This window comes from Clostridium sp. JS66, assembly GCF_033561535.1.
GTDB lineage: Bacteria > Bacillota > Clostridia > Clostridiales > Clostridiaceae > Clostridium_AM > Clostridium_AM carboxidivorans.
Genome location: NZ_CP131467.1, coordinates 4,651,999 through 4,666,684 on the forward strand (window position 1 = coordinate 4,651,999; position 14,686 = coordinate 4,666,684).

Genomic DNA, 14,686 nt, shown 5'->3' on the forward strand with positions numbered 1-14,686 from the left:
GTTTTATGGATTACAATTTAGCTCAAGTTGAAAAATGCTTGAAAGATAACTATAATATGCACTTAGGCGAGAATAAAATCATAAGTAAAAAACTCATGAAACAATTAAATAGAAAAAACCTTATTGCACGCAGCGCTAGATGTGTATATTTAGTAGATAATCTAATAATAAAAACATCTTCTGATTCAACCTTAAACGGTTTACCTTTTGGTGCTGAACAGTGTATTAATGAATTTAATTTATATCATTCCGAGGATGGTTCTATAATGCCTTTTAAAAAAATACTGTGCCCTGTTTATGCTATATATAAAAGCAAATTTATATATTTAACTATACACAAACCCATAGTTCCTTTAGCCAAAAACGATGATTGTCCTGATACCATATACTCTCATATTAAAGAGGACAACTCTTTTACTAACAGCAGTACATTTTTATTGCTTCTGGATAGCTTTAAAGAAAACCTAGTATTTAAATCTCCTGCTGTCCAATATGAATTTTCAAAGCTAAGTACCTTTGGGTATGATGAAAATAGAGAGCTATGCATATTAGATTATGGGATATATTAATAACTTTTATCGTATAATATAAGTCAAAGACTAAGAACTTTATTTCAAACAAAGTTCTTAGTCTTTTTTAAACTTTTCAATAATACCATAAACTGTTTAAAACTTAATGTAGTCCATTCCAATATTCTTTGTTAACTTCAACTAAATCCTTTAACAGTTCTTTAGCAACATCCGTGTTTATAACTGTACGGTTTAGTACAAGAGCCTTTAATGCTTTTTGATAACTTCCCTCTAAACAGGCATCTACTGCAAGCTTTTCATAGGCATATTGATTTTCAATAAGCCCCTTATAAAAGGTCGGTATGCTTCCTACAATTAATGGTTCAACTCCATTACTTCCAACACGGCATGGAACTTCAACCATGGCATCAGGTGAAATATTATTAATAACTCCATTATTCTCTGTAATAGTTAGAAAAATTTCATTTGTATTATTAGCAATTGCTGTTGCTAGATCTACTATATACTCAGCATGACATCCAACTTCACTATTAATTTCATATTCTGTACCATGTATCTTCCCTAATAATATAATCTTATTCATTCTATTATAAGTTTCTTTTTCATTTCCATCCATTACTTCATTAGCTCTTGTGTATTCAGGATTTTCTTTATTCTTCATCTTTTCGGGATACAAATAATACTGTAAATAAGTATTTGGTAAATATTCATCATAGTCATTGATCATCTGACTCATGAATTCGAAGGTTGATTTCCATGACTTCTCCTGAAAAAGAGGTTCTGTCTGTACATCTACTGGAGTTTTTAATATTTCTCTCAATTTAGGTAAATAATCTTCTCCTGTTTTCTTGTCCAAAATATGCGTAAACCACCCGAAATGATTTAATCCAAAATATTTCGGTTCTAAATCTCTTCTATTTAATCCAAGCACACTTGCATAAATATCCATAATTGCAATTGGCATATCACAAATATTAATAATACGATAGTCCTTAGGAAACACTCGTTTCGTTGCCTCTGCAACAATTGCAGCAGGATTAGAATAATTTAAGATCCAACATTTTGGAGAATAAGTCCTAATATTCTTTACTAAATCTATAACAGCAGGAACACTTCTTAAACCATAAGCAAACCCTCCTGCACCACAAGTTTCCTGGCCAAGGCAACCATGCTTAAGCGAAATCTTCTCATCCTTTTCACGCATCTTTAATCTTCCAGCACGAATTTGCATAAGAGCAAAATCTATATCCTGAAACGCCTCTTTTTCATCAGTGGTATATATTACTTCCTCTAATTCTGGATAATATTCTTTAAATAATATTTTTGCATATTTTCCAACCACCTCCTGACGTTCACTCTCAATATCATATAAAACGATTTTCTTTAAAGGAAATCTGACTTTTTGATTACATAACATTGCAAGCATATCTGGTGTGTAACGGCTTCCTCCGCCAACAATACAAATTGAATACTTTTTCATTTTATGTTTCTCCTTTTTTTATTTATGTATAATATAACCCAGCTTACTTCCCTCATCAATACACTTTCTACCATTGTGAAAATATTTACCTATAGTAAAAAAGTTCACTGAATTACAAATAAAAAAACTGATAAAAAGAATTATCAGTTCATTTTCACAATATATTTTTTTACAAGGTTGATACATACTTAATCTTCCCCATTAAATAAGTATCTTTTAGAATATTCGCTTAATGCTAATTCAAGCAAAATTATTAAATTAGCAGTAAAAAAGTTTGGCAAGTAATGTTCTCTCTCCGATTTTATTCCTGCTACTTCAATTGTGATATGAGACATTTTTGCCAGCGGTGAATCTTTATTAGAAGTAAAGGATACAACCTTAAAATTATTTTTAATAGCTTCATTAACCTTTTCTATAATCTCTGATCTACATCCAGAATGAGAAAAGAAAAAATAAAGTCCAGATTTAATATTTTTAAAGACTTCATAATGATAACTGCTAGCTGCATCAAATCCAAATATTAATAACTTTTGTAAATAATATTCTTTTGCACTATCACAAATTCCTAAAGAATCCAAATAAATCTTTTCATTTCTAAACTTTCTCAGCATTTCTACAAGCATATCAATATTCTTTTTTAAGTGTTCATCCATACACATAGTATCACTATTATAAGTAAAATCTAATTTTAATGCATTATTATTAGTTGCAAGAATAGTATAATACATTTCACTATATCCACTATAACCCAGTTTTTTCGATAACTTTACAATTGCCGATTTTGAAACAAAGCATTCCTTTGCTACTGTACCTATTCCAACTTTCTCGTTTTTATTAATGTAATTTTGTATTTTATTTAAGATTACTTTTTCAAGTTCTGTTAATATTACATTATTCTTCATTTATGAACACCTTCTAATAATATCTTGTGCAGCATGCTACCATACATTTTATTTAAATCTAATTATAGCACATTTTTCTAAAATACTTCGCCATGCTCTAGAAATATATCTGTCATAAACTTCATTTAATCCTTTGATATACCTTTATAATTTTAAAGATTATCATCTATTGCCATTTCAGCTAATTCAAATTGACTATTATAAAGACTAGCATAGAAGCCTTCGGTTTCTAGCAATTTTTCATGAGTTCCTTGTTCAACAATATCACCATGCTTCATAACAAGTATTAGATCAGCATCACGAATAGTTGATAGACGATGAGCTATTATGAAGCTGGTACGGTTTTTCATAAGATTATTCATAGCCTTTTGAATTTGTACTTCTGTACGAGTGTCAACGGAGCTTGTAGCTTCATCAAGAATAAGTACCTTTGGATCTGAAAGAATAGCTCTTGCAATTGTCAAAAGCTGTTTTTGTCCTTGAGATACATTACTTGCTTCTTCATTAAGAACCATATTGTAACCATCTGGAAGAGTATGCACAAAGCTATCTACATGAGCTGCTCTTGCAGCTTTTTTAACCTCTTCATCATTTGCATTAAGTTTTCCATATCTTATATTCTCCATTATAGTGCCATTATACAGCCATGTATCTTGAAGAACCATTCCAAACATTGAACGTAACCCTTCACGTGTAAAATTTCTTATATCATGTCCGTCAATTAATATTGCACCTTTAGTTACATCATAAAAACGCATAAGAAGTTTTATCATGGTAGTCTTGCCTGCACCTGTTGGTCCAACAATTGCAACCCTCTGTCCTTCTCTAACCTTAACTGAGAAATCATTTATAACTGTAGTCTTAGGCTTATATCCAAAATGCACATTCTTAAACTCTACACTTCCATCTACATTTTTAGGATTTACAGGGTTAGAGGTTTCAGACACTTCTTCTTCCTCTGCCAAAAACTCAAATACTCTCTCAGCTGATGCTGCAGTCTGTTGAAGTATATTGGATATATTGGCAATCTGTGAAATAGGCTGTGTAAATTGACGTACATATTGTATAAAGGCTTGAATATCTCCAACAGAAATACTTCCTTTTGCAGCTAGATATCCACCTAGAATACATACTCCAACATAACCTAGATTACCTACAAAATTCATAAGGGGCATCATTATACTTGTTAAAAACTGTGACTTCCATGCTGAGCTAAAAAGCCTGCTATTTAATTTATCAAACTTTTCAACACTTTTTTTCTCTCCATTAAAAGCTTTCATTACCAAGTGTCCACTATACATTTCTTCAATATGCCCGTTTACATTTCCCAAATAATCCTGCTGCTGTTTAAAAAACTTTTGAGAATTCTTTACAATAAACATTATAAGAAGAAAAGATATAGGAATCATAACAAGTGCTACAAGAGTAAGCTGCCAACTAATTGTAAGCATCATTATAAGAACTCCAATTACAGTAGTTACTGATGTAATTATCTGTCCCAAGCTCTGGTTAAGTGTCTGGCTTAATGTATCAACATCATTTGTAACACGAGATAATACCTCGCCATGATTTGTACTGTCAAAATATTTAAGAGGCATTTTATTAATTTTCTCTGAGAGTTCCTTTCTCATGTTATAGCTTACCTTCATGGATACACTTGACATAATCCACCCCTGTATATAAGCAAAAAAAGCACTTATCAAATATAAGACTATAAGTATAAGAACTATATTTCTGATATAATCGAAGTCAATATTTCCTGTACCCGCAATTTTAGCCATTATTCCTTCGAACAATTTTGTAGTTGCCCTTCCCAAAATCTTAGGGCCTGCTACACCTAAAGCTGCACTGACTATTGCAAAAATAAAGACTATGATTATTGATACTCTATACACTCCTAAGTATTTGATTAACTTACTCATTGTACCCTTAAAATCACGAGCCTTTTCACCCTTCATCATAGCCATTGGACCACCACCAGGACCTCGATGTCTTCTACCTTCAGAGTTTACAGACTTATTGTTTTTATCGCTCATGCTAACTCCTCCTTCGAAAGCTGTGACAAAGCAATTTCTTTATAGGTCTCACATGTATCCATAAGCTGTTTATGAGTGCCCGTACCTACTATTTTGCCTTCATCAAGAACTATTATCTGTTCAGCATTTTTTATAGTTGCAATTCTTTGGGCTACAATTATGACTGTTGTAGAACTAGTCTTGTCTTTAAGTGCTTTTCTAAGTGCAGCATCAGTTTTAAAATCAAGTGCTGAGAAACTGTCATCAAATATAAAGATCTCTGGTTTTTTTACAAGAGCACGAGCAATAGCGAGTCTCTGCTTCTGCCCTCCAGAAACATTAGTTCCACCCTGTGAAATTTCTGTTTTAAAACCATCAGGCTTATCATTTATAAATTCCATAGCCTGAGCTATCTCTGAAGCTTTTCTTAGATCTTCTTCTGTTGCATCTTGTTTTGCATACTTCAAGTTAGATTCTATAGTACCACTGAATAAATTACCTTTTTGAGGAACATAACCAATCTTATCCCTTAAATCATGTTGAGTAACCTCTCGTACATCAACACCATCTACAAAAAGCTGGCCATCGGTTATATCATAAAGCCTTGGTATCAAACTAATGAGTGTAGTTTTACCCGATCCAGTAGGTCCAATAACGGCTGTTATCTGTCCAGGTAAGGCCTTAAAGCTAATATTCTTAAGTACATCTTCTTCCGCCCCAGGATATCTAAAAGAAACATTCTTAAACTCTACAATACCTTTCAAGTTATTGTCAAAATTCTTGGGTGAATTAGGATCATTTATTACAGTATCTGTTTCCAAAACTTCTACTATACGCTGTCCAGCTACAGAAGCTCTAGGTATCATAATAAACATAAAAGACATCATGAGAAATGCAAATAAAATCTGCATAGCATACTGCATGAAAGCCATCATATCTCCTACCTGCATACTGGAATTTGCAATCTGGTGAGCACCAACCCAAACAATTAGTACTGTTACACCATTCATTATAAGCATCATGAAAGGAAACAGAACTACCATTACACGATTTACAAACAAGCTTGTATCTGTAAGATCTTTGTTTGCTTTATCAAACCTTTCTTCTTCAAATTTTTGAGTATTAAAGGCTCTTACTACCATAATACCTGAAAGATTTTCTCTAGTAACAAGATTTAGTTTATCTATAAGTTTTTGTATAACCTTAAATTTGGGCATAGCAACAAAAATCACAGCAATAATAATTATCAAAAGTGCTGCCACTGCTAATGCAATAATCCAAGACATAGAAGTACTTCGAGACATAGCCTTTATAACACCACCAATGCCTATAATTGGGGCATAAAATATCATTCTTATCATTATAACAATAAGCATCTGAATTTGAGTGATATCATTAGTAGTTCTTGTAATAAGTGAAGCTGTAGAAAACTTATTCATCTCAGCATTTGAAAAACTTTGAACCTTTGTGAATATTCTACTTCTTAAATTTCTTGAAAGTCCTGCAGCAGTTCTAGATGCAAAGAAACCAACAGCTACAATACATGCTGCACTTAAAAGAGATATTAAAATCATCCTGACTCCAATGTTAATGATATAGCTATTCTGAATTTTGTCTGTGTTCATTCCTAAAGCCTTATATTCAGCTTTAACTGAGCTGGCAGCAGCCTGAACAATCATCTTATCTCCTAAAGCCATGAACTTCTTTGCTCCTTCTTCCATGATTTTTCCACGTTGATCTTCAGGTAATTTTCCAAATAAAGCAAATAAGTTTGTATTTGCAGGAAGTTTCCTCCCATTAAAATTAATTACACCACCCTTTGCATTGGCTTTCATATTCTCAATACCTGAAACTGTGAGAAATGCTTTGCCTATAATTGGATTTAACTTATCAATTTCTGTATTGTTTACATTCTTAAGTACGTAAATTGGTTCACTTACAAGAACAGGATACTCTTTAACATACTTGTCATAATCTTTACTTGATTTGTCTACAAATACATAATTACTCATAACTGCATCTTTATCTTTTCCAAAAATAAATAATGTAAGTTTATCCATTTCGCTTTTTCTTACAGCCTGAGGTACTGCATTTTCAATTCCCCCTTGTTGTATACCTACATTTACTATATTAGACATATAATCTGGCAGTGCTAAATCGCACATTGCCTGCACAAATAGTAATGCTATGGCAGCAATAATAAGTCCAATAAATGGTTTTAAATATTTTAATAATCCACGCACTATTGCATCTACCCCTTACTTTTTAATTTCTTGCATTTGTTTATGTATCTTTATTTCATCATGGCTAGATAGAATTTGTTTCACTTTATATATGATTTCCCATATGACAAATTTTATCCGATGGCTATCATCCATAACACTGCCGTCACACTCTGTGAAAGCGATCGGCAGAAAATTATAGATTTCAGCTTCCTACTTTTCTTTAAGTAGGATATAGTGCTTAAATTTATTAAGGAATAATATAGTTTGTTTTGTAAAAACTAAGTTTAAAAGAGGTGAGATCATGTCAAAGGATACAAGGGACTTAGATAGCTTTGAAAACTATTTTCAAAATTCTATTGCTGAAGCAGCAACTATGGGTGCATTTAGTTTTGCAATATCATCTATAAATGAGTTAACACAAATCAATAATCAAGGTATGGAAACTAACAATAACTTAGATGAAAAAAGAGAAACAGTAAATGAGATGAATGAATTGGAAGATGATGAAGATTAACACTTATGTTTCATAAAATTTTAGTTTATATACATTGTTCGTGTACAAACAAGGTATATAAACTAAAATTAAAGAATTACTTCTTTTAGAGGGTTACCTGAAAAATTAGCTATTATTACTTTTGCATCTTCTAAATAAAAAATTTCAAAAGTAAAACTAGCTTGTTGACATCATAAAATGAATTTAGTATACTTTATAAATATAATGTATAAATACATATTTACAAAAGGGAGTAGTTTGATAGATATTGTCAACATATTGGTTATAAACCTGGCAGTATCCGCAAAATGCGAAACGAGACTTTTGGCGTGTTTTTTTAATACGCCAAAGGTCTTTTATTTTTTACCTTGAGGAGGAGAAAAGATGATAATAACTATTTTAGTAATGGTTGCTGCAGCACTTTTAATTTACTTTAGTTGTGAACTGTTTGTAAATGGAATTGAATGGGTAGGTAAAGCCTTTAATATTTCTCAAAGTGCAGTAGGTTCAGTTTTAGCAGCCTTTGGTACAGCTTTACCTGAAAGTATTGTTACATTCATAGCTGTAGTATTTGGAGCAAGTTCAAGTCAAAAGGATATTGGTATTGGAGCAGCTTTAGGTGGTCCTCTGGTTTTAAGCACAATTGCCTATGCTGTTGTGGGAATCAGTATAGTTATGTTCAGCGGCAAGAGAAAAGCTGGTGATCATATTAAATTTAATGGTGAAAAATTAGCAAGAGATCAAGTCTGGTTTATGTGCATTTTTGTATTTAAGATTGGATTAGGACTTGTAGCCTTTGCAATAAAACCTTGGCTGGGATTTTTATTTTTAGTAGCTTATGGAGTTTACTTTTATAGAGAAATGAGTAGTGATAATGTGGAAGTTGCTGGAGAACTGGAACCATTGAAGTTCAGTCCTAAAAGTGAAAATCCTAAAAAATCATTAATTTTAGTTCAAACTATAGGATCACTTATATTTATTTTTATTGGCTCACAAATGTTTGTACACAATTTGAGTGCTTTAAGTATTTCCCTTGGAATTCCACCTCACATGGTTTCTTTACTATTGAGTCCAGTAGCAACAGAATTACCAGAAACTTTAAATGCTGTTATATGGGTAAGACAAGGTAAAGAAAATTTGGCCCTTTCAAATATTAGTGGATCTATGATGATTCAAGCTACAGTCCCAAGTGCATTAGGTATTATTTTTACACCATGGATGCTTGATAAATCCCTTATTATTTCAGCAATCATAACTTTTATAGCTATCCTATTAATATGGACTACCTTAAAAAGACATCACTTATCAGCAAAAAGATTATCATTTAATGCTGTATTATATATTGTATTCATTATAGGGATATTTTATATAAAAGGTGTAATATAATTTTATATTACATTTTAAAAATTATGCTATGTAAAGATACAGTGGGAGTTTGGATTTTAACTTTTACTCCGTGATATATGATAAGTGTTTCATCACGGCTAAATGTTTTAATTATTCTAAAGCTCCAAATTTTTGAAAGCCTAAGAACTTTGTCAAACTCGGTTCCCTCAGACAAGACTAAAGTTCTAAGGCTTTCAAAAATTTGAAGCTAAGAATAATACTAAAACAATTTAGCTTATGTGATGAAACACTTATCATATATCGCTGCATAAAAGTTAAAATTCAAACTAGTAACTTTAAGTGTACGCATTTAATTACATTTAACAATGATTTATAACGCTTAAAATTAAGGCGTAGCCTGCTGATATGCTACTATATTCAGCTTTTCTTCACAGCATATATTAGTCGGAATACAGTTGAAAGTTATTTCGCTTGTATCATATTATTTTTAAAATATTTTACAATAAAATCTGGTAAATCTTTTTCAGAAAAACTTCCATACTCAATATTTTTTCCATCTTGACTATAGAATCCTATAATATATTTTGCTGATTTATTTCGCTGTTCATCTTTATAATTTCTAAGGCAAGTTTCTATTTGATTTTTATCAGTTATTTTTAAATTCTTTGCACTATTTTCATCAATTTTAACTTTACCATTCTTTAATTTTTGTGACCAATCTTCTATATCATCAACTTTTTCTACTAAAGCATACGATATATCTTTAGATGTAATCCTTGACCCTTCTAAATATCCTTTTTCCTTTAACCACTGATCAAATAATATATAAGATTTTTCCCATGGTAAATGAACATTACTTTCCATATTATTTCTTTCATCAATTAGTTGAGAATACTTTTTAAAATTATTATCATCAATCATAAACTCTACATCTGCCCATGGTTTTATTCGTTCATTACTCGATTCGTATGATTCATTATTAATATCCTGTTTTAAAATATCTACAGCTTCTTTAATATCATTTTGATTAATTATTACTGTTTGTTTATTAATATTTCCAAAAGGATGAATTGTAATTTTTTCTATATCTGAACTGTTCACTTGTAAAATATCATAATGCATTTTTTTGTATTCTTTAGATTCATAAATAGGTTTTAAATACTTAGTATAATCTCCAAGTGAAACATCATATCCCCTTTGAATCTTGCTTCCATTTTTTAAATTGTATATGAAAATAACTTTTCTACTTTGTCCACCATTGTTGTTATATCTATTTTTTGATTTTTCTTCTATGAGTTGTTTATGAAAATTATAAATATTTTCAATATCTTTTTTATCAAAATATACATCTCTATTACATTTATAATAATTTAAATGCTCAAATCCTTCACTAAAATATATACTATCAACATTACTTAGTGCTGGCATCTTTTTTTCATACCCTAATACATCAAACTTTACTCCAATTATAACTAAGATAATTATAACAACATAAATTAAATAACCTTTTATATTTTTAAATACCCTTATAGATTTTTTTACAATCATCTCTGCTGCAAAATATCCTATAAAAGAAGCAATTAAGAATCCAACTAAAAGCCAGTGTACACTTTTTTCTGTTACTCTAAAATATATTCCACCTACCAACATAGCACAAAATGTTACACCATACTTAAACACATACTCTAAACCTTTAAAAGCAATACTTTTAGACGCTGCTTCTAGTTTTCTTTTATTATATATAAACATTCCTATAAAACATAGGATAATACATACAAAAATATATACTATTATTTCATTAATGCTTATTTTATTAATATTATTATTATTAATACTAGTAACCATTTGCCATACCCTTGTTACAGGTGAAAATTTTTTTATATTATCATCATTGCATACAAAGCCATATACAAATCCATCAAGATTTCCTGATAATAAAATTGCTATTGCCACTGGCAAAACTAACAAGATATAAGTTAATATTCCCTGCATAATTGAGCTTCCTACTACCATTCCAACTGATATACACATAAAGAAAAATACCAAACATATTACAATAGTAGTTCCAGTCCACTGAAACACATCATAAGGACTATAATATTTGCCCAAATACATGACTATATCTAAAAATACACATATAAAGCCATTTATAATTACTGGCAAAACTAATAATAAAGCCCCTACAACTGTATGACTTCTATACAGTACGCTTCTTTTAATAGGAAGACTGTGAATCATATCTGACGAATTTTTAACCTGAATATATCTAAAAATTAATATAGCAGTAAAAACAGGTGCTATGAGAATAAAAAGAATTTGTGTGTAACCATTAGCAAAATAGAATATTTTCTTAATTATATTATAATCATAAGCGTACTGCTTACCGCTATTTATCATTATTACTTTTAATGGCACTATTAAAAATAAAAACAGTGTATATGCAATACTTATCCATCCAAATCTTTTTAAATCATCTAAAATTATTCCTTTATTAAAAAATAATGTTTTTGATTTCATATCCTACATCCCCCATTTCATAGATAAAAATTTCCTCTAAAGTCAAAGGCAAAATGTCTAAAATTACAGGATCATATTTATTTATTTGATCTACAATTTCTTCCTTCTTTCCTCTAACAATAAACAATTTTACACTACCTCTTTCTTCCTCATATAGGATATCAACACCCTCTAAAATTTCTTCTTCTACACTTTCCTTAAATGCCACCTGAATTTTGTGAATATCTAATTTTAAATCATCTAAATCTTTTTCCAAAATTAAAGAACCTTTATGCATTATACCTATGTAATCACATAAGTCTTCAAGTTCTCTTAAATTGTGAGAAGAAATTAAAACTGTCATCTGTTTTTCTGCCACATCTTGAACAATTAAATTTTTAACCTTTTGTCTCATAACAGGGTCTAATCCATCTAAGGGTTCGTCCAATATCAGTACATCAGGTTGTACAGACAAAGCAAGCCAAAATGCCACCTGTCTTTGCATCCCTTTTGAAAGGTTATTTATCTTTTTATTTTCATCTATGTTAAAAGCATCTTTTAGCTTTAAATATCTTTCTTCATCCCAAGTTTCATATATCCTTTTATAAAACCCAGCCATGTCTTTTACACTATACTGTGAAAAGAAATACAACATATCAGGAATAAATATAACTCTAGATTTTACATCTAAATTTTCAAATACACTTTGTCCATATATAAGTACTTCTCCACTATCCTGTTTATAAATTCCCACCAAAGTCTTTAAAAGAGTTGTTTTTCCTGCTCCATTAGAACCTACCAATCCATAAATAGATCCCTTATTAACATTTATATTTACATTTTTCAATGCTTCTAAATCCTCAAAAGATTTACTTACATTTTTCCCCTGAATCATTTCCTATCTCCTCCCTTAACATTTTCATCTATCTCTGAAACTATCCTATAAATTTCATCTTTCTTCATGCCCAAATACATTGCTTCAGATAAAATTTTAATTAATTCATCTTTAAGTATGCTTAATTTTTCACTATTTTCATTGTTCTCTATGGAAGCTACAAAGTTACCCTTTCCAGGTATGGAATAGATATATCCTTGTCTTTCAAGCTCCCTATATGCTTTTTGAATAGTATTGGGGTTAATAGTAATTTCACTTGCAAGAGATCTCACTGAAGGAAGCTTCTCATCCTTTTTTAAAACTTCACTAATGATAAGTTCTTTAAACTTTTCTACTAATTGTTCATAAATAGGCAATCTACTTCTTAAATCCAATTCAAACATTTCCACCCTCCTTCCGTAACAACTGTACTATTATTGTTAGTACAGTTATATTATAAACTAGTTAATTATGGTTGTAAATACAAATTTATAAAAATCAAAACCTGACTATATTGAAAATTATATCGTATATTTTAATACTTATGGTAATAATAAATTAGGACTTACATTGATATTCTAAGAATTACTATACTAAAAATCAAACCAATTATTTTAAAATTATGGAGGGTAAAAATGGTTAAAAGTAATGAAAACTTACCTAACGTGAATCAAACTGTTGGTTACTATCTATATGACTGTTTAATCAAAGAAGGTATTACAGAAGTCCTTGGTGTTCCTGGAGATTATAATTTTTCACTTTTAGATATTCTCGAAAAATATAAGGGCATAAATTTTATTAACTGTCATAATGAATTAAACGCTGGATATGCAGCTGATGCCTATGCAAGAGTTAAAGGAATAAGTGCCCTAATAACCACTTTCGGAGTAGGTGAATTAAGTGCTTGCAATGCTATTGCAGGATCTTACTGTGAAAATGTTCCAATTATCCACATAGTTGGAGCTCCTAAAACAAAAGATCAAATGGCCCATAAGCAAATGCATCATTCTCTACTCAATGGAGATTTTCATGTTTTTAAAAAGGTTTATGAAAACTTAACAGCATATACAGCTACAATAACTCCTGAAAATGCAACTTTTGAGATTAATACAGCTATTCAAAAGGCAAAGGAAACAAAAAAACCTGTATATTTACTTATTGCAACTGATGCCGCCAATCAACCTATAGTTAACAGAGAAGTTAAATTAGAAAAAAAGCAGACAAATCAAGGTTCTTTGCAAGCTGCAGTACAAAATATAGATACTCTAATAAACAAAGCACAAAGACCTATTCTTATTTCTGGTGTTAATGTATCACGATATAATCTTCAGCATCAAGTTCAGCAATTAGCAGACAAAATGAATCTTCCTGTAGCTACTATGATGATGGGTAAAGGTTCCTTTGATGAGAGCCATAAAAACTTTATTGGTTTATATGCCGGAGAACTTGGATGCAAGGAAGTTCAAAATATAGTTGAATCTTCTGACTGTATATTAGCTATTGGTACTACATGGTCAGACTACAATACAGGTTCCTTTACAGCAAAGTTAAATCCTTTGAATATAGTAGAACTTCAACCTGATAGTGTAAGGGTTGGAATGGCAGTATATGAAAATATACTAATACAAGATATGCTAAATGCACTTTTAACAAGGATTAATAAAAGTTTCACTAATATTGCAGCTGCAGATTCTCCTTACAATGATACTAATATATCATTGAATGAGGATGTTTCTTCCAAATATTATTATCCAAGATTTCAAAAAATGCTTAAAGAAAATGATATACTCATTGCAGATGCTGGCACCTTCGAATTTGGAATAGCACAATTAAAATTACCAAAAGGTGCAACCTATATAACTCAGGGTGGCTGGGGCAGCATAGGCTATGGAACACCTGCAGCCTTTGGCGCATGTATAGCGGATAAAAATAGACGTGTGATTCTATTTGTGGGAGATGGATCTAACCAAATGACGGTTCAGGAAATTAGCTCTATGCTGCATAATAATTGTAAACCCATTATATTCCTAGTTAATAACAAGGAATATACTATTGAAAAATATCTTAATACAGCTGAAAAAAATACTCACTACAATGATTTGCCTGTATGGGACTACTCAAAGCTTATAGAAGCTTTTGGAGGAAATTCATTTACAGCAAAGGTTTATACAAATAGGGAACTTGATGAAGCAATAACACAAGCAGAAATTCAGTGTAATGATAAATTATGTTTAATTGAAATATATGCTCCTCAAATGGATGCTCCACCTATGGTTCATAAAATGACAAAAGTACTCGAGCAAATGCAAAAATAACATATATCA

Annotated in this window: 11 protein-coding genes; 4 read left to right on the forward strand and 7 right to left on the reverse strand. The window is 30.6% G+C overall.

Annotated features, from left to right (window positions below):
- The first annotated feature begins 5 nt into the window (after positions 1 to 5).
- On the forward strand, positions 6 to 569 hold the full coding sequence (locus tag Q6H37_RS21505; protein ID WP_318736471.1) for a hypothetical protein: 564 nt from the start codon (positions 6 to 8) through the stop codon (positions 567 to 569).
- 103 nt (positions 570 to 672) lie between these two features.
- Here Q6H37_RS21505 and Q6H37_RS21510 read toward each other — a convergent pair whose 3' ends face one another.
- The 4 genes from Q6H37_RS21510 to Q6H37_RS21525 form a co-directional block, all read right to left on the reverse strand.
- Positions 673 to 2,010, reverse strand: coding sequence for a 6-phospho-alpha-glucosidase (locus tag Q6H37_RS21510; protein WP_318736473.1), 1,338 nt, complete (start codon positions 2,008 to 2,010; stop codon positions 673 to 675).
- Positions 2,011 to 2,198: 188 nt separating this feature from the next.
- The gene (locus tag Q6H37_RS21515) at positions 2,199 to 2,912 is read right to left on the reverse strand and encodes a MurR/RpiR family transcriptional regulator (RefSeq protein WP_318736474.1); all 714 of its coding nucleotides are present in this window, start codon (positions 2,910 to 2,912) and stop codon (positions 2,199 to 2,201) included.
- 152 nt (positions 2,913 to 3,064) lie between these two features.
- Complete coding sequence (locus Q6H37_RS21520; RefSeq protein WP_318736475.1) at positions 3,065 to 4,948, reverse strand: ABC transporter ATP-binding protein; 1,884 nt, start codon at positions 4,946 to 4,948, stop codon at positions 3,065 to 3,067.
- Complete coding sequence (locus Q6H37_RS21525) at positions 4,945 to 7,170, reverse strand: ABC transporter ATP-binding protein (RefSeq protein ID WP_318736477.1); 2,226 nt, start codon at positions 7,168 to 7,170, stop codon at positions 4,945 to 4,947. Before Q6H37_RS21525 ends, Q6H37_RS21520 begins: the two co-directional genes overlap by 4 nt.
- A 283-nt stretch (positions 7,171 to 7,453) precedes the next feature.
- Between Q6H37_RS21525 and Q6H37_RS21530 the strand changes: the two genes are divergently transcribed.
- Together Q6H37_RS21530 and Q6H37_RS21535 are read left to right on the forward strand one after the other, a co-directional pair.
- Positions 7,454 to 7,666, forward strand: a complete 213-nt coding sequence (locus tag Q6H37_RS21530; protein ID WP_318736478.1) for a hypothetical protein — start codon at positions 7,454 to 7,456, stop codon at positions 7,664 to 7,666.
- 363 nt (positions 7,667 to 8,029) lie between these two features.
- Positions 8,030 to 9,031: a sodium:calcium antiporter gene (locus tag Q6H37_RS21535; RefSeq protein ID WP_318736479.1), complete on the forward strand. Its 1,002-nt coding sequence runs from the start codon at positions 8,030 to 8,032 to the stop codon at positions 9,029 to 9,031.
- Positions 9,032 to 9,454: 423 nt separating this feature from the next.
- Here the strand turns inward: Q6H37_RS21535 and Q6H37_RS21540 are convergent, their stop codons facing one another.
- The 3 genes from Q6H37_RS21540 to Q6H37_RS21550 are packed head-to-tail and all read right to left on the reverse strand — an operon-like array spanning position 9,455 to position 12,766.
- Positions 9,455 to 11,509, reverse strand: a complete 2,055-nt coding sequence (locus Q6H37_RS21540; protein WP_318736480.1) for a DUF6449 domain-containing protein — start codon at positions 11,507 to 11,509, stop codon at positions 9,455 to 9,457.
- Entirely contained in the window at positions 11,484 to 12,383 is a 900-nt protein-coding gene (locus Q6H37_RS21545) for an ABC transporter ATP-binding protein (protein WP_318736482.1), read from the reverse strand. Before Q6H37_RS21545 ends, Q6H37_RS21540 begins: the two co-directional genes overlap by 26 nt.
- Positions 12,380 to 12,766, reverse strand: coding sequence for a GntR family transcriptional regulator (locus tag Q6H37_RS21550; protein ID WP_318736484.1), 387 nt, complete (start codon positions 12,764 to 12,766; stop codon positions 12,380 to 12,382). Before Q6H37_RS21550 ends, Q6H37_RS21545 begins: the two co-directional genes overlap by 4 nt.
- A 231-nt stretch (positions 12,767 to 12,997) precedes the next feature.
- Between Q6H37_RS21550 and Q6H37_RS21555 the strand changes: the two genes are divergently transcribed.
- Entirely contained in the window at positions 12,998 to 14,677 is a 1,680-nt protein-coding gene (locus Q6H37_RS21555; RefSeq protein WP_318736485.1) for an alpha-keto acid decarboxylase family protein, read from the forward strand.
- The last annotated feature ends 9 nt before the right edge of the window (positions 14,678 to 14,686 follow it).